The sequence below is a fragment of the Parabacteroides sp. 20_3 genome (genome assembly GCF_964238835.1).
Classification (GTDB): Bacteria; Bacteroidota; Bacteroidia; order Bacteroidales; family Tannerellaceae; genus Parabacteroides; species Parabacteroides distasonis.
Genome location: NZ_CAXSNO010000001.1, coordinates 679,405 through 701,415, shown reverse-complemented (window position 1 = coordinate 701,415; position 22,011 = coordinate 679,405). Strand labels below are relative to the sequence as shown.

Here is a 22,011-nt window from a genome sequence, read left to right as displayed (position 1 = left end):
ATGGTATTTTTGCGACAAATAGATTATTTATTAAAAGATCATAAGTTATGAGAAAGTACAATGGAATAAATCGTCGGGGATTTTTAAGGTCGGCGATGCTGTCGGGAGCCGCTATGTGTGTTTCTTCTATATCCAATGAAATGGTAGCTAATGAGAGCCGGGATAAGCAAGAGCCCTTGGCTTTAGGTAGTAAGGTCGCGGCTGGAATTAGCGCAAAACGAACCTTGGGAAGCGGTACGGCTTCCATGGTCGTATCGGCTATTGGCTTCGGTTGTATGGGATTGAATTATCATCGCAGCCAGCATCCCGGCAAGAAGCAAGTAATCGCTTTGGTACATGAGGCCATCGATCGTGGCGTTACTTTGTTCGACACGGCAGAGAGCTATGGTTATCAAACGAATGAACGATTAGTTGGCGAAGCGTTGAAAGGTTATTCGGACCGGGTATTTGTAACTACTAAATTTGGGCATAAGTTTGTGGATGGCGTACAAATCAAGACCGAGGAAGATAGTTCTCCCAACAATATACGTAAGGTATGTGAGAATTCGCTTCGCAACCTTGGAGTAGAAACTCTCGGTATGTTTTACCAGCATCGTGCGGACCCGAACACTCCGATTGAGGTCGTCGCTGAGACTGTGAACGAATTGATCAGAGAAGGCAAGGTATTACATTTCGGGCTTTGTGAGGTGAATGCCGATACCATCCGCCGTGCCCATAGGATCTGCCCTGTTACGGCTATACAGAGTGAATACCATTTGATGCATCGTGCCGTGGAGGATAGCATATTGCCGTTGTGTGAGGAACTGGGTATTGGCTTTGTTCCTTATAGTCCGATAAATCGAGGCTTTTTGGGAGGCTTGATTAACGAGTATACTCGGTTTGATCCGGAAAACGACAATCGTCAAGATTTACCTCGTTTCCAACCGGAAGCTATCCGTGCCAATATGCGGATCGTGGAAGTGCTGAATGCTTTTGGGAGGACACGGGGGATCACGCCCGCGCAAGTTGCCTTGGCATGGTTAATGAATAAGAAACCTTGGATTGTAGCTATACCGGGGACTACGAAGCTGTCTCATCTGGAGGAGAATTTACGTGCTGCGGATATCATTTTCACCGCCGGTGAGATGAGGGAATTGGAGGATGCGGTTTCCGCTATCCCTGTAGTGGGAAGCCGTTATAACGCGTTACAAGAATCAAAAGTACAGAAATAGATTTAGCTATCGGAAATATGAGACCTGTTTTTATACTTAGTATCATTCTTTTGCTTGTTGGATGTAAACAGCGAGATGAGCGTGTCCTGATGGTGGATGAGCAAGGCAGCTTCGCTATTGGAGGTACGGTCTTGGTTGACTCATTAGGGCATACTTATCATGGCGACCATGCGTACGTATTTTATCAAAAGCCGGTCGGAGCGAGGAAATACCCATTGGTATTCGCCCATGGTGTAGGGCAGTTTTCTAAGACATGGGAAACCACACCCGACGGGCGTGAGGGCTTCCAGAATATTTTCTTACGTTGCGGGTTTAGTGTCTATCTTGTCGATCAGCCTCGTAGAGGGAACGCCGGTAGAGGTACGGAGAGCGTGACAATTTCCCCGGCGTTTGACGAGGAGGTTTGGTTTAACCGTTTTCGTGTAGGTATCTGGCCGGATTATTTTGAAGGAGTACAGTTTAAGCGGGATAAGGAAACCTTGGACCAATATTTTCGTCAAATGACGCCGACTATTGGCACGACGGATTTTGAGGTCTATTCGGATGCCTACGCCGCTTTGTTCGACAAGATAGGCCCGGGCGTATTTATTACCCATTCGCAAGGCGGGCCCGTTGGATGGAATACATTGCTTAAGACGAGAAACATTAAGGCTATCGCGTCATACGAACCGGGTGGAGCGGTTCCTTTTCCGGAAGGGCAATTGCCGGAGGAGGCTAAGTTTATTACGCTTTCCAAGAAAATGGAAGGCATTGAAGTACCTATGTCCGTATTCATGGAATATACCAAGGTCCCTATCGTCATTTATTATGGAGATAATTTACCCGAGACTGATGAGCGTCCGGAGTTATATGAATGGACACGCCGTTTGTACTTGATGAAGATATGGGCAAAAATGCTGAATGATCTGGGTGGGGATGTCACCGTTATTCATTTACCGGAGGTAGGATTACATGGCAATACCCATTTCCCTATGTCGGATTTAAATAATATAGAGGTTGCGGATTTGCTTTCTGAATGGTTACATACAAAAGCTTTGGACTAGGTCTTTTGGGTAATGGAAATATATATAGTATCGTTTTCATTAGGAGGTATTGATCTTTTCACAGAGGTGAAAAGATCGTATCACCCCCGTGAAAAGATCGTTTCACAGAGGTGAAAAGATCGCTTCACAAGGGTGATACGATAAAAATCTTAGGCCACGGCTGTTACTTCCTGCTGAGGAATCAGCCATAAGAACCTTATAATCAGAATAATTTGCTTGGATACTCGCCTGCGTCTACCAAGGCTTGGATCTTATCCACAACGCCTTGACGATCCGCCGCGTAAGTTACGCCGAACCATTTGGAGGTTGTATCCAATACTTTCACACGGGCTGTTCCTTCCGTGATCAGTTTATTTACCATCAACGGGATGAAATACTCACTCTTTAAATTACCCATGTTCGCTTTCAAGAACTCCTTGAAATATTCCTCGGAATACTCGAAATAATCGGGAGTGAAGCCCCACATATTCATGGAGACCGGCGTGTTTTCTTCCAATACGACCTTCTTTCCGTTCTCGTCTACAAACTGGATATCTCCGTCGATACGTTCGATAGCGGTACGCTCCACGACGCCTGTCAGATAACCTTCCTCGTTCGTGGCGCAAACACCACGTGCCACGGAACCGCTCTCGCTCAACGTATTACCTACACGGTAGCCTACCATGCAATAATCATTCTTCTTGCCATCCATCTCAGACAATTGCTTGCCTAATACGGCGAAGCTGTCACGTCCGTAGAAATCATCGGCGTTGATTACGGCGAAAGGCTCATTGATAACCTTCTTGCCCATCAATACGGCATGGTTGGTTCCCCACGGTTTCTCACGTCCCTCCGGGCAAGTGAAGCCCTCCGGAAGATCGTTCAAGTCTTGGAATACGACTTCAACCGGGATATGGTTCTCATATTTGGAGATGATTTTCTCACGGAAGTCTTTCTCGAAAGATTTGCGGATAACGAATACAAGTTTACCGAACCCGCCACGAATAGCATCGAAAATAGAATAGTCCATGATGGTCTCGCCATTGGGACCTAGGCCGTCCAATTGTTTTAATCCCCCATAACGACTACCCATTCCGGCTGCCAATACAAATAATGTAGGTTTCATAATGCGTTTCTTTAATGTGTTTTTTAATTCTTCGGGCAAAGTTAATAATTATAGAAACATTGCCATGTTATTGTCCGTCTTTTTATAAAACTTCTAATACGACGATCGACATGGGAGGAAGGCTGACGCTTAACTTTCCCTTTTCCACCTTGGCTCCCTTGAAAACTTCCGGCTTGACCTTCTCCGGCGAATCGAATGTGTTATAGTCGTTTATGGAGGACGCTGTCAGGATACGCCCGTTCACGCTCTTTATCGTTACGTTTTGCAGGTCGATATGGATGTTCTCGCTTTGCCGGGGATCTACGTTCGCCAACGAGATATGGATTTTACCCTGCGAGTCCCGGGATGCGGAGGCGCTTACGACCGGCACTTCCCGGTTGTCTCTTACTTTCTCCTTGTCGCAGATTAAGTCCATCGGCAAAAAGGTAGCGTCTTGATGAACCTTGTACATCTCGAACACATGGTAAGTAGGCGTAAGCACCATGTCCTTGCCTTTCGTGAGGATCATGGATTGCAATACATTGACAATCTGTGCGATATTGGCCATTTTTACCCGATCCGTATATTTGTGGAAGACATGTAGGGTAAGAGCGGCCACGAAAGCGTCGCGCATCGTGTTTTGCTGGAACAGATGGCCGGGGATCGTACCGGGTTCCACATCCCACCAAGTGCCCCATTCGTCTACCATGAGGGCTATATTTTTCTTCGGGTCGTATTTATCCATGATAGCGATATGCTTTTTAACGACATCCTCTATCTCAAGGCATTTTCCTAAGGTCCAGTAATAATCCTCCGTGTTGAAATCGGTAGCGGAGCCTTTATTGTTCCAATCTCCTACTGTATAATAATGTAAAGAGATACCATCCATGCGTCCGCCGATTTGTTTCATCAGCGTCTCGGTCCAGTTGTAATCATAATCGCTGGCACCGCTGGCGATCTTGAACAAGACATTGCTATCATAGTTACGGCAATACGTAGAGTAACGACGGTAAAGGTCGGAATAATATTCCGGTCTCATACTGCCCCCGCATCCCCAACTCTCGTTCCCAACGCCGAAAAACTTGACTTTCCATGCCTTATCCCGGCCATTTTTCCGGCGTAGGTTGGCCATAGGGCTGTCTCCTTCCGAGGTCATGTATTCCATCCATTTAGCCATTTCCTCAACCGTACCGCTTCCCACGTTTCCGCTGATGTAAGGCTCACAACCTAATAACTCACATAGATTCAAGAACTCATGGGTTCCAAAACTATTATCCTCAATCGTCCCTCCCCAGTTATTATTCACCATTTTCGGGCGATTTTCCTTGGGGCCGATTCCATCCATCCAATGATATTCGTCGGCGAAGCAACCGCCCGGCCAACGTAAGTTCGGGATCTGTAGTTTCTTCAACGCGTTTAAGACATCCGTACGGTATCCTTGGGTATTAGGGATGTCGGACTCTGGTCCCACCCATAAGCCACCGTAGATACAACTCCCTAGATGTTCGGCGAATTGCCCGTAAATATGTTTACTGATCTGTTGGTTACCTTGCTCCAGATAAATACGGATATTCGCGTCTCGTTGAGCGAATAAAGGAAGGGCGATAAATGCCCAAACGCTGATTATTAGTTTCTTCATGATATAAATGATTTATTGGCAAAGATACACTTATTCTTGAATATATAAATCCTTTTATCGTTCGAAAAACACGTACGTGTTTTCGGAAAAAGTCGTACATGTTTTAAAAGAAACACGTACATGTTTTTCTTTTGCGTATTTATCGTATCTTTGTAAGGTTTTAAGGCAAAAGACTAAACAAAATGAGAAAGAGAAAAATGTTTCCGTTTTTAGCGGCTGGGATAGTCGCTTTAGCGAGTTGTAACACTCCTCAGAAAGAGGTAGTGAAGATCGCTGCTATTAATCCTGCGAATATGGATACCACGGTTGCCGCAGGTACGGATTTTTATGAATACGCTTGTGGTGGATGGATTAAGAATAATCCTTTGAAACCGGAATACGCTCGTTTCGGAACTTTCGACCAATTACTAGAGAATAACCAAGAGCAGCTCCGGGTATTGATCGAGGAACTTAGCGCTACGCCCCATGAGGCGGGTAGTGTCGCCGGGAAGATCGGCGCTTTGTATGCGATGGGATTGGATAGCACGAAGTTGAATGCCGATGGAGTGGCTCCTATCAAAGAGGAACTGGCCGCTATCAATGCGCTGGCGACGAAATCGGATGTCTCTAAGATGGTGGCTACGCTTCATAAGGAAGGCATGGCTCCGTTCTTCGCTTTGTTCGTGGACGCTGACGAGAAGAATAGTGCCATGAATATCGTCCAGCTGTATCAGGCTGGTATCGGAATGGGCGATCGGGATTATTATTTGTTGGAAGATGAAGGTTCCGCTAAGATGCGTGACGCTTACAGGGCTTATATAAATAAGTTATTTACGTTGGCCGGCTCAAGCCCGGAACAGGCGGATGCGGCGGTGGATGCCGTGATGAAAATAGAGAAGGCTATCGCTGAGATCTCTTATGGCCGTGAGGATTTGCGTGACTCCCAGAAAAACTATAATAAATTGGCTTACGAGGATTTCAAGCAAATAGAATCCCCGTTGGATTGGGATGTATATTTTGAATCCATGGGATTAGCTGGGCTGAAAGAGTTGGATGCGAAGCAAATCAACTTCTATAAGGATATGAATAAGGCTTTGCAGAATACGACGGTCGATGAGCAAAAATATTATTTGGCGTTTAATTTATTGAGCGCGGCGGCTCCGTACCTAAGTGATGATTTTGTAGACGCTGATTTTGAGTTCTATGGAAAGGTAATGTCCGGAAAGCAGGAACAACAACCTCGTTGGAAGCGTTCGTTGAATACGGTAAACGGTGCGTTGGGCGAGGCTGTCGGCGAGATGTATGTAGAGAAATACTTCCCGGCTTCTTCTAAGGAAAAGATGTTGACGCTAGTGGGGAATTTGCAGACTGCTTTGAGCGAGCGGATCAATGGCTTGGAATGGATGAGCGATACGACTAAGGCGAAAGCGCAAGAGAAATTGGCCGCTTTTACGGTGAAAATAGGTTATCCGGACAAATGGCGTGATTATAGTGGCTTGGAGATCAAGGACGATTCTTATTGGGCGAATGTCCGCCGTTCTAACATCTTCGATATGGCCTATCAATTGGCGGACGTGGATAAGCCGGTCGATAAGTCTCGTTGGCATATGAATCCGCAGACCGTGAACGCTTATTACAATCCGACTACGAATGAGATCTGTTTCCCGGCTGCGATCCTTCAGCCTCCATTCTTTAATCCGGATGCCGATGATGCGGTGAACTATGGCGCTATTGGCGTGGTAATCGGCCATGAGATGACGCATGGATTCGATGATCAGGGACGTAACTACGATAAGGATGGTAATTTGATCGATTGGTGGACTGCCGAGGATGCTGTTCGTTTCAAGGAGCGTGCTGATAAATTGGTTGATCAATATGACCAGATTATCGTAATAGATACGCTTCATGCCAACGGACGTTTTACGTTGGGTGAGAATATCGCCGACCACGGAGGTTTGTTGGTCGCTCACCAAGCTTATTTGAATAGCTTGAAGGGCAAAGAGACTCCGGCCCCGATCGATGGCTTCACGAATGAGCAACGTTTCTTCTTGGGGTATGCGACGTTGTGGGGACAAAATATCCGTCCCGAGGAGATCCGTCGTCGTACCAAGATCGACCCGCATTCATTGGGAAAATGGCGTGTGAACGCTGCCTTGCGTAATATCGCCCCGTTCTATGCCGCTTTTGACATTAAAGAGGGCGATCCGATGTTTATGGCTCCGGCTGATCGGGTGGTTATCTGGTAACCCAAATACAGAGTTTATATAAGTGAGGGAAGTATGTCACGTCAAAAAGGCATACTTCCCTTTTTTCGTTTATCCCGATTTGGCGGTCTGATGCACTTTTCTTATTTTTGTTTGATTAAGAACGTTATACATGAAAATTTTATACCATGCGAAACTATATATCAATCGCCTTACTTCTCTTGGCATCTTCTGTTTTTGCGTATGATCCTCCCACGATGGGATGGAGCTCATGGAATACCTATCGAGTGAATATCAGTGATAAACTGATAATGAAACAAGCTGATGCGATGTCGCGGAATGGCTTGAAAGAGGTTGGATATAAATATATCAATATTGATGACGGGTATTTTGGGGGACGGGATGCGAGCGGGGAGTTAATCACTCATCCGGTCCGTTTTCCGAATGGCTTGAGGCAGACGGTAGATCATATCCATGCGTTAGGGTTTAAGGCGGGTATTTATTCCGATGCGGGCCGGAATACTTGCGGCTCCTTTTGGGATAAGGATTCTTTAGGGATTAATGTCGGCTTTTATGGGCACGATCGTCAGGACGCAGACTACTTCTTTAAGGAAATAGGATTCGATTTTATTAAGATCGACTTTTGTGGCGGCGATGCCAAACAGAATTTCGATCAATTAGGTCTGGATGAGCAAGAGCGATACACGGCGATCCATAATGCGATACTAGCTACCAGCCGTAAAGATGTGCGTATGAATGTATGTCGTTGGGATTTTCCCGGTACGTGGGTGCATGACGTTGCCTTCTCATGGCGTATCTCGCAAGATATAAATCCTAGCTGGGAGTCCGTGAAGAATATTATCCGGCAGAATCTATATTTGTCCGCTTATGCGAGCGAAGGAAAATATAATGATATGGATATGCTTGAGATCGGCCGTGGAATGAGTGAGGAAGAAGATAAAACTCATTTTGGAATGTGGTGTATCATGAGCTCCCCTTTATTGATCGGCTGTGATCTGACTACCATCTCTGAGAAATCTTTGCGGCTATTGAAAAACGAGGAACTGATAGCGTTAAATCAAGACGTACTAGGCTTGCAAGCTTATGTCGTTAAGCAAATGGATGGAGTGTATATCTTGACAAAGGATCTGGAAGAAGTGAATGGGAATACATGCGCTGTTGCCGTCTATAACTCTACGGATGAGGAACGGACTATTCATCTGGATTTTGCCGATTTCTATTTGCGGGGCGACGTGAGTGTACGGGACTTATTTGAAAGGAGAGATCTTGGAAAGTACAAGGATCGGGATTTTTCCGTAACCATACCTGCGCATGGGACACGTATTTTCCGTCTGGATGGATCGGAAAGGGGAGAACGGACGGTTTATGAGGCGGAATGTGCTTGGTTGCAAGACTATCAAGAAATAAAAAATCACAAAGCGTTTGGAACGGCGATTTATGAGGATGACGGGAATTGCTCTGGAGGTGCGAAGGTTACGGGATTAGGTAATCGTGATAGCAATTATCTGGAATGGCATAATGTATACAGTCGTGAGGGAGGTTTATACTTGATGTCCGTGGATTATCAGTGTGCGGAGAATCGAGAATTAATTTGTCAAGTTAATGGAGTTGTCGTAAAAAATGTAGAGGCTCATCCTGCGCATGAGGTCGCTAGCGAGCAAATAGAGATCCGTTTGAAACCCGGGATGAATCGCATACGCTTATCGAATGGAAACTCATGGATGCCCGATATTGATCGTATGGTTTTACAAAAGAAGTGATTGCCGGCTACGTGCTTGAGGGAATTTTCATTCTTCTATATTCTTGAGGTGTCATTCCCGTATGCTGCCTGAAATATTTGTTGAAAAAAGACAGGTTGTTAAAGCCTAAAGAGAAAGCGATCTCTTTTACGGTTAAGTCTGTTGATCTTAATTGTGCCTTGGCATCCATCGTGATAATGGAGGAGATGATTTCCAAGGGAGTAAGTCCGATCGCTTTCTTAATAGTCGTGCAGAAATGAGGTAACGACAAATTTAATTGAGCGGCGTAAAAAGAAACGCTGTGCTCGGTGGTATAATGCTCTACGACAAGTTGGATAAACTTACGGTAAATCTCATTGGTGCGCGTACGGATTCCATTTGTCCAATGGCTATGATTTTTATATAACTCAGCCGTTCCTTGCATGAATATCGTGAGATAAGCGATGACTAGGTTTTTATTTACCATAGAATAAGACGGGGATAAGGATTGCGCACGTATCAATAAACGGTATCCGTCAATATATAATTGAGCTACAGATTCTTCCAGCGGCATGATCGGATGTTCCGTGATAACGGGAAGAAAGCTCATGGTTGATTTAATAAAATTGATGTTTGTCATAAACTCCGAAGAGAATCCGGCGAAATAGAAACGTGCGTCGTCCGATATTTCATGGAACTGGATAAAATTGCTGGGCACTAAGGTCACGAAATCATATTTGTTAATCGTATACTTCGCTAGATTGATAGAAGCCTGCACGGAACCTTCTACACAAAGGAGAAACAAACCTGCCTTTATCTTATGAGGCAGCTTGCTGTATTTGTTTAGCGTCTCTTTTGTGATACGATCTCCGACGATAAAATCGTTCGTGATATCGAATGTGAGCATTTCCTTTTCCATATCTAATCGGTAATTCGTCTCAAATATAGGAATTAATAAATACTTATTATTCAAGATAATAAAAATAGAACATAGAAACGAAAGAATGGATATTGATTCCCTAAAATTTAAGGGCGAACTTTACAAATGACTACTAATCGTAGGAAAGAGGAAACAAAAAGAATATAGTTCGTTTACTAGAAAAGTATTTTGATTATGGAAAAAGGAAGAATTGGACTAAACGCAGGAAAAGTGTGGCATGCGCTAAACGAGGTAAATGAAATATCTACGCAAGAGTTAAGCCGTAAATTGTCTTTAAGTATTGAGGACCTAGCCTTGGCTATTGGCTGGTTGGCTAGAGAAAACAATATTTATATCACGAGAAAGAATGGTTTGTTGTATGTCAGCAATGGCATCAAATCCAATATGTACTATTAGAAGGAAACAAAAAAAGGCTATCCATCACGGACAGCCAATCTTCATTGTTAACCTTAAATCTAATACCATGAAAAACACAGTGCAAATATATAGGTTTTATGTTATGTAGCATAACGAATAGTTTGGAAATCTCATTTACTTAACGTGATTTAACAAAATCATGTTCTAAAACATATCTTTTGAGACATAATTCATAAACACAAGCGTTACTTTTATTTATTACCACCTTTACTTGACTTTTAAATCAAGTAAAGGATGGTAATTTAAGTAATGCCTTATTCGGCTAGTAGAATGATATGTTTCGTTAAGTCATTAAACTTGATAAAATAGGTACCGGCGGAAACCTTTACATTATCACCTCCGTCAAATTTGGCGAATTGTCCTTGTTTATCGTTCCATAAACTATTGCTGCCACCGAAGCTTACGGCCCAGTCATGATCCGCACGTAATTTCAAACCGCCATCGGACGGAATCTCTATTTTCTCGCCGATCCAGATGTGCTTGTCGTAACTAGCCTGTTGTAAATCTAGATCACCACCCCAATCATTGAAGTCTCCAATCAGGGAGATTTGTTTGTATTCGGTTGTCGCTCCGGTATAAGGTTCGATGCTGTATTTGTTACCAGCCAAGTCTAACGTGATCGTATAATAGCCATCCTGCGTGAAGCCTTCGATATTACCGCTACCGCCGTCATTGCTTAATGCTCCGTCGCTGTCGTAACCCCATTGAATGCCCCAATCACCCGGGGTTTGAATGATCTTGAATGCGCTACCGGCTTTTACGAAGCCCGTGTAAGTGAATAACATATTATTAACATCGTCGTCGGCGAATATACGCATCGATGGGTCGTTATTGTTCCATCCGTTGTCGAATATGTCGCCCACGAAATAAACTTGGGTACGGGCGCCACTATATGGAGTGATCACCATGTTTACCGTGTTCGAATAAAGTTCGGGAACACTGTCGTTAATAAATGCTTTAAGACGGAAGTCCACATTATAAGCTACGGTAGGATTAACCATTCCCAAATTGTTCATGGCATCATTCAGCTCGAATGTCTTGATCAAGACTTTTTCGCCGGAACCGGTAGTCGGCAGCGACTCGAATTTCTCGAATTCAGTTCCTCCTTCACAGACTTGTACGGTATACGTTACACCTGCCGCAAAACCGTAATCCGGTTGTTCACAGGTAAAAATATCGATGATACTACTGGCATTTTCCGGCATTAAAGTATATGAACTGTTATTCGGAGCATTGAGGGTAAAAGATATATTATTACCTTCTGAGTCCTTTAGGTCATTGATAACCGGATCTTTATCGTCCGTGCAGGCAGAAAAAGCACAGATGCCCGCAAACACGATGGATAATATATTGACTTTATTCATAATTGTTACTTATTAATAGGTTTTACGATTAATAACCCGGATTTTGTTTCAAGTTACTGTTTGCCACGAGTTGGGTCGAAGGAATCGGTAACAATGAGAAGTGACTGGAGATTGAAGTACCTCCCGCTGTCTCGCCTTTCCAATCCCAAGTATAATTGGAGGTGAACTTATTGTAGCGGATCAAATCCGTACGGCGTTGCGCCTCAAAATAGAACTCACGGGCCTTCTCATCAAGCACAAAATCCAAAGTAAGATCGGTTGCCGTAATTTCCGTGGCTTTCGCTCTTTTCCGTAGCTGGTTAATAGCGCTTAAAGCGGCTTGTTTATCGCCTCCTGCCCGTAATGTGGCTTCGGCGAAGGTCAGATTAGCCTCGGCTAAACGGAACAATGGGAAATCCATATCCGGGAACTGCTGATTCGGATCGTGACCGATTTGTCCGGATTTCGTGATATTCTTGAATTTAGTTACAGAATAACCTTCTGTAAACTCGGTCGGCTTATTGATCTCGAATGTACGGTCTGTAGTCCAGAAAGAGGCACGTGTATCAGCTGTTTTCGATAAGTCTCCATCAGAAGCGAACTTTTTCACCAATGCCATGCGGGCACGGTTACCACCCCATGCTTCTTTAGTCCCGAAATCATCCAGTGCGTTCATGTCACCACTGATAAAGCTGGCGATAAAGAACAATCCGGACCAAGAGCGAGTCTGTACGCCATCATAACAAATCGGCAGGATCATCTCGGGAGAGGTGTTGTTATCTGCAAGGAAATTATCTCCATAATTAGGAGCCAGAGAGAAACCGGCGTCCATGACTTTCTTTGCGTATTCAGCGGCGGTAGACCATTGAGGGATACCTGTATATACTTCTGCGTTCAGATATAAGCGGGAAAGTAGCATCCATACGGCGGCTTGATCGGCACGTCCATATACATTTGCACGGGGAGCCTTCATTTGTGGCTCGATTTCTTTCAACTCTTTCTCTATATAGGTATAGAGATTCGCCCGGGTAATCCGTTCGGGAACATAGGTACCGATACCCGTGTTCTCATCAACGAACGGGACATTGCCATATAAATCAATCAAATAATAATAATCCAAGGCACGGATAAAACGAACTTCAGCACGCTGTGTAAGACTTTCCTCGTCATCCTTGCCCTCTGTCTGTATTAAGAAGTTATTACACTGAGCGATTTGGATGTACAGACGGTTGAACATATTCAATACCACACCGTTCGAGGCGGTAAACTTAGCGAAGTTCAAGGGATATACATCCACGTCGCCAGACCAAGCGCAAATCGCCTCGTCCGTAGGAAGCTCATTCAGGTTGAATAGCATACGCATCAAACCCGACGCTCCCTCATCCGTGTCGGCGATATCTCCTTGTCCGTCGGGGCCTTTATTTCCTGTGATGGCTAATCCCGCATAGATCTTGGCGAAATTGGCGTTCTGATCGAACTCTACGTTTAGGTTCGGATCGATAGGCGTAACATCGAGATCACCTAGGCAAGAGATGAAGTTTACGCTGAAAACCAGCGATAAAGCCGGTATTATATATTTAAAGAATTTCGTATTCATATAGATATCCTGATTTAAAATTAGAAGTTAAGACTTACACCGAGTATACCTACCAATGGGCGAGGATATACGTTCTTATCGATACCGAAGGTCTTATCAGCTGCGTTCGCTACCTCCGGATCCAATCCTTTATATTTCGTGATAACAAAAGGATTCTGTACGGTTCCGTAGATACGTCCGCCCAATACGCCGAATAATTTGTTGAAAGAGTAACCCAACGTGATATTATCGCAGCGTAAGAAGGATGCGTTTTGTACATAATAATCGGACAATACGTTCATGTTCTGGAAATTCGTATCGAAAGCGGATAGCGGACGGTTGGATAGATAGCCTTTATTGTTAATACTACCTTCACTTAATGCCGCATTGGATGAGGCTACATTATTATATACATAGTTCCCGAGGTTGGAACGAAGTGAGAAACTGAAATCCCATGCTTTCCATACCAATTTAGAAGTAAAGCCCATCGTTACATCGGCCGCCGGTTTATGGCAGAAATAACGGTCCTCGTCATTGATCACGCCATCTCCGTTGCGGTCCACGTATAATCCTTCGATCGGATTTCCCTGTTGATCATATACCTGCTCGTATACATAGAATGAGTTCGCCGGGTGATTCACGCCTTGTGCCTGTATCATGGTCCCGGTACCACCTTCTACGGTTCCTGTCAATACGATGGATGAGGCGTCATCCTGTGCGGTTAGCTTCGTAATCTCGTTGTTGTTCCAAGCGACATTAAAGCCTAGGTCCCATTTCCAATCAGAGGTTGAGATCGCTTTAGCGTTGATGGAGAACTCAACACCTTGATTTCTCAAAGAACCGATATTGCTGACGATACGGTTCTTGAAGTTTGTTCCGGCAGGTACGTCGATCACATTGATCAAGTCCTTAGTTTCCCTGTAATAATAATCCAAGGATGAAGTGATACGGTTATCTAAGAATCCGAAGTCGAATCCGGCGTTCCAAGTAGTAGTCTCCTCCCATTTCAAGTTCGGGTTGTAACCGTCGGGACGGGCGATAGGAACAAATTGGTCGCCAAATTGATAGTAGGCTCCGTCTTGTCCTGCGAAATAAGTCGCCATATACGGGTAGTCTCCTTGCGAGATATCCTGTTGACCAGTAATACCATAACCCAAGCGTAGTTTTAAATCCGATACAGCGTCCACGTCTTTCATAAAGCCCTCTTCCTTGATCTTCCATCCTAAAGCCACGGAAGGGAACAATCCCCAACGGTTGTCTTTAGAGAAGCGGGAAGTGCCATCGTTACGTAAGGTAGCGGTGATAAGATAGCGATTCATGAATGAATAATTGACACGTCCGAAGAAAGAGATCAAATAACTTTCTGTCTTGAAAATATAAGAAGTCGGGTTATCTCCGTTCAAGTTATTGTATGCGTTCTCTGTGGAACGATGGAAATGTTGCCAAGAGTAACCAGCCATGATATCAAAATGATGCTTTTCATTGAAATCCTTAGCGTATTGCAAATAAAAATCCAATAGGTGATTGTATTTGTCGATTGTCTCATAACCTGTTTTGCCGTTATCCACGTAACCTAATGGAGATTCTTTCGGATAGTAAATGTCTTGCGTACCGGTAGCCATATCCATACCTAAATTCAAGTTTGCACGTAATTCGGGAAGGAAATGGAATTTATAATCAACTTGGATATTACCGACCAAGTTTTTAGAATTAGCCTCTTCTTTTTTCTGTTGAAGCATCGCTACCGGGTTTTTTGTAGCGATTGAGATAAATTCACCGGCATTTTCCCAAGCGAAATAACCTCCGTATTTACTGTTGCCGTTCATGACTGGTTGAGTCGGGTCGAATGCGATTGCCGCTCCGATAGCTCCCGTATCGGCGAAACGATTATTTGAGATCATTCCCTTGGCGTTGAAGTTAATATTTAAATGATCTTCGAAGAAACTGGGAGCTAGGTTTACAGATCCAGTATAACGTTCGAACTTAGAGGTTTTCAATATACCATTTTGGTTTGTATATCCGACGGATACACGATAAGGCATATTATTCAAGCCTCCGGACACCGTGATATTATGATCGGTTCCCACTGCTGTACGGAAGATCTCTTTCTGCCAATCCGTATTTTCTTTTCCTAATAACTTAACGGCGCTTGATTCCGCCCCAAAACGATCCGTTACGAAATTACGATATTCGTCAGCTCCCATAACATCGATTGATTTGGTCTTCGTGCTGATAGAAACGTTTCCATCGTACGTAACCCGTGGGCGGGAGCCTTTCTCACCTTTCTTAGTGGTGATAAGAATCACACCGTTAGAGGCACGCGAACCATAGATCGCTGTGGCGGATGCATCTTTTAATACGGTGAATGTTGCGATATCGTTCGGGTTGATCGTACTCAACGGGTTGGATACCCCTTTGATACCGTCATTGTCGATCGGAAGTCCATCGATAACGATCAGCGGGTTGTTGCTGGCCGATAAGGAAGAACCACCACGGATGCGGATACTGGCTCCCGAACCCGGAGCTCCACCGTCAGTCGTGATATTTACACCGGCGATTTTACCGTTGATCATATCGGTTGCGGTAGTGGTCAAACCCCGGTTCATCTTATCTGGCTTAATGGCCGTCACGGAACCGGTAGCGTCATCTTTCTTCACCGTACCATAACCGATTACGACAATCTCGTCCAATACTTCCGTATCTTCTTGTAATACGACAATTAAATTACTTTGTCCTTGGTTGATAATGTCTTGTGATTTGTAGCCTATGTAAGAAATACCGATCGTACTTCCTTTAGGCGCCGAGAGCATAAAGTTACCGTCGAAATCGGTAACAGTTCCATTCGTAGTTCCTTTTTCAAGGATACTAGCCCCGATGATGGGTTCACCTTTCGCGTCTTTCACGTTGCCTTTGATCGTGACGTCTTGTGCGAAAACATTGCAGGAGAGAAACAATCCTATCAAGATAGATAAGATTACTCTTGCGTCGCAAGAATACATTTTTTGTTTCATGCATTAGACAGTTTAAGATTAATACTCTATTATATTTATTGAATTTTAGCCATAGTATATGAATGCAAATGTATGTTTATCAAACCTCTCATGTTGTTAAAATGTTTGTCGATACCCCTATAAATTTACGCAAACGTTCTCGCAAACGTTTGCATTGTATGACCTAAATACATATCTTTGATTTTATAAAAAAGAGAACCATGAAAAAGCGTCAAATCACGATAAAGGATATAGCGAAAGCCTTGCATATTTCCCCGTCAACAGTCTCTCGTTCCTTGGCTGATCATCCGGATATCAGTCAAGAAACCAAGAATATAGTGAATGCTTACGCTCGTGAACATAAATATAAGCCCAATGCCTTAGCCTTGAGTTTACGGACAAATAATACGAAAACAATCGGTGTTATTTTACCGCAGATCGTACATTATTTCTTTTCTTCTGTTTTATCCGGTATAGAAGATGAGGCGGAAAAGGGAGGGTATCGTGTTATTATTTGTCAAAGTAATGAGAATTATGAGAAAGAAGTAAAAGGTGCGCAAGCTTTATTGGAAGCACGTGTTTGCGGTGTCTTGGCTTCTGTCGCTAAAACGACGACGATCTACAATCATTTCCAAGAACTAATCGATAGCGATATACCCATGGTGTTTTTCGATCGTATATGCACGGGGATCTTGACAGACCGGGTGGTCGTTGATGATTATGCCGGGGTTTGCTCCGCTGTTGAATACTTGATTCGTAGCGGTTGCCGGCGAATCGCCTTTTTCGGATCTCCTTCTCATTTAGCGATCTCTAATAATCGTAGGATGGGGTATGAGGATGCTTTGCGTAAAAATGGATTACCGGTAGATAAAGAGTTAATCAAGATTTGTGATAATTATACCGAGGCGCTTCGGTTGACCCCGGAATTATTGTCGTTGCCCAATCGTCCGGATGCGTTCTTCGCCGTAAATGATGAGACCGCTATTGGGGTGCTGAATGTTGTAAAGGCCAAGGGATTGAGGATACCCGATGAGGTTTCGATTTGTGGGTTTACGAATAATAGCTTAGCGGAAGTTAGCGATCCCCTGCTGACCTCCGTGGATCAACATGGTTATGAGTTGGGAGCTATCGCTATGCGTTTGCTGATAGAACGTTTGAATGGCGTGCGTGACGGGGATCGTATCGTGAGCAAGATTATCAAGACAAATCTGGTGGTGAGACAGTCTACCCGTTAAAAAAGTGGCTTCCGAAAACGTTTGCTTTACTTCTTTGCATGAATTTGAATAGGGACGACGTCCTGTTTCGGAATAATTCCGTATGTTTGTCACCAAACAAATAAATACCTTAAAAACATAATTCTCATGAAAACAAAACCATTTTTGAGTTTTTGGCAAATTTGGAATCTAACTTTCGGTTTCTTGGGCATTCAATTCGGTTTCGCCCTTCAGAACGCAAATTCAAGTAGAATACTTCAAACCTATGGAGCGGATGTAGAGCAACTATCCTTATTTTGGTTAGCGGCTCCGCTGACAGGTATGATCATACAACCTATCATTGGTCATTATTCCGACCAAACATGGTGCCGTTTAGGACGTCGGCGTCCGTTTTTTCTGGTAGGAGCTATCTTTACGACGATTGCCTTGATATTGATGCCGAATGCGGGATTGTTCTTGTCACCCGGTACAGAGACGGCTATTTTATCTCCCGTATTGATTGGTGCGGGTATGTTGATGATCATGGATGCTTCCATCAATGTAACGATGGAGCCTTTCCGTGCCTTGGTAGGGGATATGCTACCCGATGAGCAGCATACGACTGGCTTCTCGATCCAGACTTTCTTGATCGGCATCGGTGCTGTCGTTGGTTCCTTGTTGCCGAGTATTATGAATAAGGTGTTTGGTTTATCTAATACGGCGGTTGCTGGTGAGGTTGCCGATAATGTTAAATTCGCCTTTTATGCCGGTGCGGCGATTTTATTAGCGAGCGTATTATGGACAATTTTTAAGACAAAGGAATATTCCCCAGAAGAGATGGCTGAGTTTCGGCTTTCCGGTGGTGAGGTCATTGAAAAAAGGCGGGATAGCAATGGTTTTATGGAGATCATGCATGATATCTTTCATATGCCTAAAATAATGTTACAGTTAGGTTTATGCCAGTTTTTCGCTTGGTTTGCCTTGTATTCCATGTGGGTTTATTCTACGCCTGCTATCGCTGAACATGTATATGGGGCAACAGATCCTGCTTCCGCCGAATATGCGATGGCTGGCGATAAGGTAGGTGAGTTATTCAGTATCTATAATTTTGTGGCGATGTTATTCGCTTTATTATTGATCCCGATTGCCCGTCATTTAGGTCGGAAAATGACTCATGCCCTCTGTTTATGCCTAGGAGGGGCAGGGTTGGTTTCTCTCTATTTGTTGAATAACACAGGAATGATGGTCTTTTCTATGATTGGCATCGGTATAGCGTGGGCAAGTATATTGGCGATGCCTTATGCTATTCTTTCCGATAGTCTTCCCGCTGATAAGATGGGTACTTATATGGGTATATTTAATTTCTTTATAACGATACCTCAGATCACGAATGGAATCATTCATGGATGGATTGTACGTAATGTTTATCATGGGCATGCCGTGTTCGCTTTGTTAACGGGAGGTGTTTTCTTGTTTTTCGCCGCCGCCGCAGTTAGTCTTGTCAAAGAGAAAAAGTTCAGTAGAAAAGTGTAAGGTATATAAGTCCGGTTTCCTGTTGTCAAGCGTAAAAACGCTATACCCAAGTCAAACAGCAAGTTATTATAATGTAGGTAGAAAAACGTATCTCAGATAATCCCGGGTCACCCCGGGACAACAACAGGAAACCAATGGACTAACTACTAAAAGGCTTCTTCCTCTTCCTTTTGGCGTGATCCTATGACGCGAAGAACTAACATCGCTACCGTAATCACACCGAGGGATCCCATGGTTACGTTTTTAGTAACCTCATTGTCAAATGTTGTAGTTCCGACTAATACCAATACGATAAATGAAACCATCATGATTGCATCAGCCAAATCCTTATTTATTCTCATGATCTTCTTATTTTTTTAGGATTCGATAATTGTTGTATTTTATTATTCTTTTTCCAAGACTTCCTCTTCCGATGACATCCCGGTACTACTCAGTCCTTTCATTATGCCATATAGACCAACACATAGAGTACCCATAACTACTACTAATTTAATATAGTCGTTAGGGATGATAGAACTGCATGCGAATACACAACCTGCGATTGTTAGAAGAACATAAAGATATATACGTATTTTACCTGATTTATTAGTTGTCATAATTGTAATTTTTAATTGTTTATAATAATGTAAATGGGCAATAACTTCCCGGAAATATTGATTTAATAAATGCAATATTCCTACCGATAAGACATATCAATGACTTACCGAAAGATACAAATATGAAACAATTAAAAACTAAATAATGAGTTTTCGTAGGGCAAAGACATGCTCTCCCATACGACACAGAAGTGTGGATAAATTTATGATCTGATAAGTGGATATATGTTGAGATACTCTATGAAGTTGATTTACTCCTCTCAAACGCATGTCTTGAAGGGATTTCTCCATATTTTTCCATATCCGTATTTCGATAGTGTTGTTTGCCGTTTGTGAAATCCTGCGGGGAGTTAAGCAGTTACTGCTTTTCAGCTCGTTACTTAATACTTCGAAACGACGTTGGGCATCTGCCGTGTTTTTTTCTTTCATAACGGCCTCTTTAGTCGCAGACATAACCTCATCCATACTCTTTGTTCCTTCTTCGGGAGCAAACAGCATGAAGCTAATCAACAGACCTAATATGAATAGAAAATTCTTCATGGCGCAAATATACAAGTATTTCTTTAGATAATAACAACAGTATATGTTATTTGTTTTTTATTTTTGTAGTTATTTTAAGAATAAAACAATAGAATGGAGAATAACAGATCGAGAATTCAAGCTTGGTTAGAGGCGGCACGTCCGAAAACGTTGCCGGCATCATTTAGTCCGGTATTAGTTGGGTGTGCGCTGGCTTACAGGGATGGAGTATTTAAATTGGCTCCGGCGATCCTTTGTGTTTTGGTGGCTTTACTTGCCCAGATAGCCAGTAATTTTGCCAATGATTATTTTGATTTTAAGAAGGGGGCGGATAAGGAGGACCGGTTAGGCCCGGAGCGAGCGGTGGCTTCCGGTTGGATAACTCCTAAGGCAATGCTATGGGGGACTTTTATCACGTTGGGGCTTTCTTGTCTATGTGGCTGTTTCTTGTTGTTCTTTGCCGGCTGGGAGCTCATCGGTGTAGGAATTGCTATTGCGATTTGTGTCTTGGCTTATTCAGCAGGGCCATTTCCTTTGGCTTATAACGGGCTGGGGGATGTGTGTGTCGTATTGTTTTATGGGATTATTCCGGTTTGTTTTACGTATTATGTACAAGCATTATCGTTTTCCTTATTGTCATTCTTGCTTTCGTTGTCATTGGGGCTGTTGTCCGCTAATATTTTGATCGTGAATAATTACCGGGATTATGAGCAAGATAAGGCGGCTCGTAAACGGACTACGATTGTGCTATTCGGGCGTACGTTCGGGTTGGTAACTTATTTGCTGAACGGTATATTGGCTTTTTTGATCACGCTGCCTTTATTGATGGATGCCTCACCTTGGCTTGTTTGTTTATTCGCGGCTTTTAGCGTGCTGTTTGCCGCCACATGGCTGGAGATGAAACAGTATCAAGGCCGTGAGCTTAATAGAACTTTAGGGCATACGGCACGGAATGTATTTATCTATGCCGTGTTGCTTTCAGTTGTATTGTTATTTGGTTCTTAAGATGTGCCGTGCTTTGAACAATCGCTTGGCCTCATGGAGATTTTTCTGTATGTATTTGGACAGGATAATCAATGTAACCGCTACGATAATCAGTAAGATTCCTAAAGCGAGGTGAGGGGTGAAAGGCTCTCCAAAGACTAAAACACCTACGCAGACGGCTGTCACGGGTTCTGTTGCTCCCAGTACGGAAGTTAGGGTGGAACCGATATGGTGTACGGCTTGTACCAATGTAATGTTAGATACTACGGTTGGCAAGAAGGCTAATAAGACGAGGTTAATAAAAGAGGGCAGGTCTGGAATGGGTTGGATTCCTGTTCCTGCCTGTGCTTTTATGAAAAATAAAGAGGTACTGACGATAAATACATAGAACGTAAGTTTTCGTCCCGGCATATCATGTACCCTCGATTTATTGACGGTGACGATATAGAGGGCATAAGCGACGGCGGAAAGTAATACGATGATTACGCCTAGCCCGTTTAATCGCATCTCTCCTCCATCAATGGATAGACGGGCTACTCCACAAATAGCGAGCCCAATCGCCAAGAGCGTAATCCATGATGTTTTTTCTTTGAATACAAACAGCATGAATAGGGTTACGAATATCGGATAGGTGAAATGTAGAGTCGTGGCGATTCCCGCCGCCATAAAATTATAGCCCCAAAACAGGAACATTGCCGAGCCTGTATAAAAAGCACCCAATAAAATCAATATCGGTAGGTTTCGCATCTCTGTTCTGAAAGATTCCTTTTTCGCTAGAAGCATACCCGATAAGGCGATGGCCGCGAATAAGAAACGATAGAACAATATCGAATCAAACCGCATACCCTTCTCCATAAGAGGCAATGTAAACAAAGGGATTAAACCGAATGTAACAGAAGTCGCTATTCCATAAGCGAAACCTTTTAGATTATTATTCATATTATACTTTTGGATAAAATGACCGCAAACATACGAAAAAGTCTTGAAATCTTGAAAACAACCTTCTCCTGTCGCTTGTTTT

Annotated in this window: 17 protein-coding genes; 8 read left to right on the top strand and 9 right to left on the bottom strand. The window is 43.5% G+C overall.

The genetic code is table 11. The features are described from left to right. Nucleotides 1-47 precede the first annotated feature (47 nt). Together ACESPU_RS02975 and ACESPU_RS02970 are read left to right on the top strand one after the other, a co-directional pair. On the top strand, nucleotides 48-1,211 hold the full coding sequence (locus ACESPU_RS02975; RefSeq protein WP_005867987.1) for an aldo/keto reductase: 1,164 nt from the start codon (nucleotides 48-50) through the stop codon (nucleotides 1,209-1,211). 17 nt (nucleotides 1,212-1,228) lie between these two features. After that, a complete protein-coding gene (locus ACESPU_RS02970) occupies nucleotides 1,229-2,254 on the top strand; it encodes an alpha/beta fold hydrolase (RefSeq protein WP_005867989.1) in 1,026 nt (341 codons plus the stop codon). A gap of 202 nt (nucleotides 2,255-2,456) precedes the next feature. Here the strand turns inward: ACESPU_RS02970 and ACESPU_RS02965 are convergent, their stop codons facing one another. Continuing rightward, the gene (locus ACESPU_RS02965; RefSeq protein ID WP_005855808.1) at nucleotides 2,457-3,359 is read right to left on the bottom strand and encodes a nucleotidyltransferase; all 903 of its coding nucleotides are present in this window, start codon (nucleotides 3,357-3,359) and stop codon (nucleotides 2,457-2,459) included. A gap of 82 nt (nucleotides 3,360-3,441) precedes the next feature. Continuing rightward, entirely contained in the window at nucleotides 3,442-4,977 is a 1,536-nt protein-coding gene (locus ACESPU_RS02960) for an alpha-N-arabinofuranosidase (RefSeq protein ID WP_373133124.1), read from the bottom strand. A gap of 182 nt (nucleotides 4,978-5,159) precedes the next feature. Between ACESPU_RS02960 and ACESPU_RS02955 the strand changes: the two genes are divergently transcribed. Together ACESPU_RS02955 and ACESPU_RS02950 are read left to right on the top strand one after the other, a co-directional pair. Then, nucleotides 5,160-7,202, top strand: coding sequence for a M13 family metallopeptidase (locus ACESPU_RS02955; protein ID WP_009276336.1), 2,043 nt, complete (start codon nucleotides 5,160-5,162; stop codon nucleotides 7,200-7,202). 146 nt (nucleotides 7,203-7,348) lie between these two features. After that, nucleotides 7,349-8,941, top strand: a complete 1,593-nt coding sequence (locus ACESPU_RS02950) for an alpha-galactosidase (protein ID WP_373133123.1) — start codon at nucleotides 7,349-7,351, stop codon at nucleotides 8,939-8,941. Nucleotides 8,942-8,948: 7 nt separating this feature from the next. Here ACESPU_RS02950 and ACESPU_RS02945 read toward each other — a convergent pair whose 3' ends face one another. Beyond that, nucleotides 8,949-9,818, bottom strand: a complete 870-nt coding sequence (locus tag ACESPU_RS02945) for an AraC family transcriptional regulator (RefSeq protein ID WP_008778253.1) — start codon at nucleotides 9,816-9,818, stop codon at nucleotides 8,949-8,951. Nucleotides 9,819-10,013: 195 nt separating this feature from the next. Between ACESPU_RS02945 and ACESPU_RS02940 the strand changes: the two genes are divergently transcribed. Beyond that, nucleotides 10,014-10,235 (top strand): winged helix-turn-helix domain-containing protein, encoded by a 222-nt coding sequence (locus tag ACESPU_RS02940; protein ID WP_005855817.1) that lies wholly within the window; start codon nucleotides 10,014-10,016, stop codon nucleotides 10,233-10,235. A gap of 275 nt (nucleotides 10,236-10,510) precedes the next feature. On the opposite strand, the gene ACESPU_RS02935 is transcribed toward ACESPU_RS02940, so the two are convergent. Genes ACESPU_RS02935 through ACESPU_RS02925 form a run of 3 tightly spaced genes read right to left on the bottom strand, consistent with a single transcriptional unit; the run spans nucleotide 10,511 to nucleotide 16,186 of the window. Next, nucleotides 10,511-11,620: a SusE domain-containing protein gene (locus ACESPU_RS02935; protein WP_373133122.1), complete on the bottom strand. Its 1,110-nt coding sequence runs from the start codon at nucleotides 11,618-11,620 to the stop codon at nucleotides 10,511-10,513. A gap of 28 nt (nucleotides 11,621-11,648) precedes the next feature. Next, nucleotides 11,649-13,196 (bottom strand): RagB/SusD family nutrient uptake outer membrane protein, encoded by a 1,548-nt coding sequence (locus ACESPU_RS02930; protein ID WP_373133121.1) that lies wholly within the window; start codon nucleotides 13,194-13,196, stop codon nucleotides 11,649-11,651. Between the two features lie 20 nt (nucleotides 13,197-13,216). Further along, nucleotides 13,217-16,186, bottom strand: a complete 2,970-nt coding sequence (locus ACESPU_RS02925; RefSeq protein WP_011966504.1) for a TonB-dependent receptor — start codon at nucleotides 16,184-16,186, stop codon at nucleotides 13,217-13,219. A 200-nt stretch (nucleotides 16,187-16,386) separates the two neighbouring features. On the opposite strand from ACESPU_RS02925, the gene ACESPU_RS02920 reads away from it, so the two are divergent. Both ACESPU_RS02920 and ACESPU_RS02915 read left to right on the top strand, forming a co-directional pair. After that, a complete protein-coding gene (locus ACESPU_RS02920; RefSeq protein WP_005855821.1) occupies nucleotides 16,387-17,400 on the top strand; it encodes a LacI family DNA-binding transcriptional regulator in 1,014 nt (337 codons plus the stop codon). Between the two features lie 126 nt (nucleotides 17,401-17,526). After that, nucleotides 17,527-18,891, top strand: a complete 1,365-nt coding sequence (locus tag ACESPU_RS02915; protein WP_005855828.1) for an MFS transporter — start codon at nucleotides 17,527-17,529, stop codon at nucleotides 18,889-18,891. A 146-nt stretch (nucleotides 18,892-19,037) separates the two neighbouring features. On the opposite strand, the gene ACESPU_RS02910 is transcribed toward ACESPU_RS02915, so the two are convergent. Together ACESPU_RS02910 and ACESPU_RS02905 are read right to left on the bottom strand one after the other, a co-directional pair. Next, nucleotides 19,038-19,232, bottom strand: coding sequence for a hypothetical protein (locus tag ACESPU_RS02910; protein WP_005855829.1), 195 nt, complete (start codon nucleotides 19,230-19,232; stop codon nucleotides 19,038-19,040). A 393-nt stretch (nucleotides 19,233-19,625) separates the two neighbouring features. Further along, entirely contained in the window at nucleotides 19,626-20,027 is a 402-nt protein-coding gene (locus ACESPU_RS02905) for a hypothetical protein (RefSeq protein ID WP_005855834.1), read from the bottom strand. Nucleotides 20,028-20,120: 93 nt separating this feature from the next. Between ACESPU_RS02905 and ACESPU_RS02900 the strand changes: the two genes are divergently transcribed. After that, nucleotides 20,121-21,011: a 1,4-dihydroxy-2-naphthoate polyprenyltransferase gene (locus tag ACESPU_RS02900; protein ID WP_008780291.1), complete on the top strand. Its 891-nt coding sequence runs from the start codon at nucleotides 20,121-20,123 to the stop codon at nucleotides 21,009-21,011. Here the strand turns inward: ACESPU_RS02900 and ACESPU_RS02895 are convergent. Then, nucleotides 20,997-21,929: a DMT family transporter gene (locus ACESPU_RS02895; RefSeq protein ID WP_005855838.1), complete on the bottom strand. Its 933-nt coding sequence runs from the start codon at nucleotides 21,927-21,929 to the stop codon at nucleotides 20,997-20,999. The genes ACESPU_RS02900 and ACESPU_RS02895 overlap by 15 nt on opposite strands. Nucleotides 21,930-22,011: the final 82 nt, after the last annotated feature.

What these genes read in the sequence shown, in the direction of transcription:
- ACESPU_RS02910 (WP_005855829.1), bottom strand. Translation starts at nt 19,232, where the DNA reads ATGAGAATAAATAAGGATTTGGCTGATGCAATCATGATGGTTTCATTT.
- ACESPU_RS02905 (WP_005855834.1), bottom strand. Translation starts at nt 20,027, where the DNA reads ATGAAGAATTTTCTATTCATATTAGGTCTGTTGATTAGCTTCATGCTG.
- ACESPU_RS02895 (WP_005855838.1), bottom strand. Translation starts at nt 21,929, where the DNA reads ATGAATAATAATCTAAAAGGTTTCGCTTATGGAATAGCGACTTCTGTT.
- ACESPU_RS02935 (WP_373133122.1), bottom strand. Translation starts at nt 11,620, where the DNA reads ATGAATAAAGTCAATATATTATCCATCGTGTTTGCGGGCATCTGTGCT.
- ACESPU_RS02970 (WP_005867989.1), top strand. Translation starts at nt 1,229, where the DNA reads ATGAGACCTGTTTTTATACTTAGTATCATTCTTTTGCTTGTTGGATGT.
- ACESPU_RS02925 (WP_011966504.1), bottom strand. Translation starts at nt 16,186, where the DNA reads ATGAAACAAAAAATGTATTCTTGCGACGCAAGAGTAATCTTATCTATC.
- ACESPU_RS02940 (WP_005855817.1), top strand. Translation starts at nt 10,014, where the DNA reads ATGGAAAAAGGAAGAATTGGACTAAACGCAGGAAAAGTGTGGCATGCG.
- ACESPU_RS02950 (WP_373133123.1), top strand. Translation starts at nt 7,349, where the DNA reads ATGCGAAACTATATATCAATCGCCTTACTTCTCTTGGCATCTTCTGTT.
- ACESPU_RS02955 (WP_009276336.1), top strand. Translation starts at nt 5,160, where the DNA reads ATGAGAAAGAGAAAAATGTTTCCGTTTTTAGCGGCTGGGATAGTCGCT.
- ACESPU_RS02930 (WP_373133121.1), bottom strand. Translation starts at nt 13,196, where the DNA reads ATGAATACGAAATTCTTTAAATATATAATACCGGCTTTATCGCTGGTT.
- ACESPU_RS02900 (WP_008780291.1), top strand. Translation starts at nt 20,121, where the DNA reads ATGGAGAATAACAGATCGAGAATTCAAGCTTGGTTAGAGGCGGCACGT.
- ACESPU_RS02915 (WP_005855828.1), top strand. Translation starts at nt 17,527, where the DNA reads ATGAAAACAAAACCATTTTTGAGTTTTTGGCAAATTTGGAATCTAACT.
- ACESPU_RS02945 (WP_008778253.1), bottom strand. Translation starts at nt 9,818, where the DNA reads ATGGAAAAGGAAATGCTCACATTCGATATCACGAACGATTTTATCGTC.
- ACESPU_RS02960 (WP_373133124.1), bottom strand. Translation starts at nt 4,977, where the DNA reads ATGAAGAAACTAATAATCAGCGTTTGGGCATTTATCGCCCTTCCTTTA.
- ACESPU_RS02975 (WP_005867987.1), top strand. Translation starts at nt 48, where the DNA reads ATGAGAAAGTACAATGGAATAAATCGTCGGGGATTTTTAAGGTCGGCG.
- ACESPU_RS02965 (WP_005855808.1), bottom strand. Translation starts at nt 3,359, where the DNA reads ATGAAACCTACATTATTTGTATTGGCAGCCGGAATGGGTAGTCGTTAT.
- ACESPU_RS02920 (WP_005855821.1), top strand. Translation starts at nt 16,387, where the DNA reads ATGAAAAAGCGTCAAATCACGATAAAGGATATAGCGAAAGCCTTGCAT.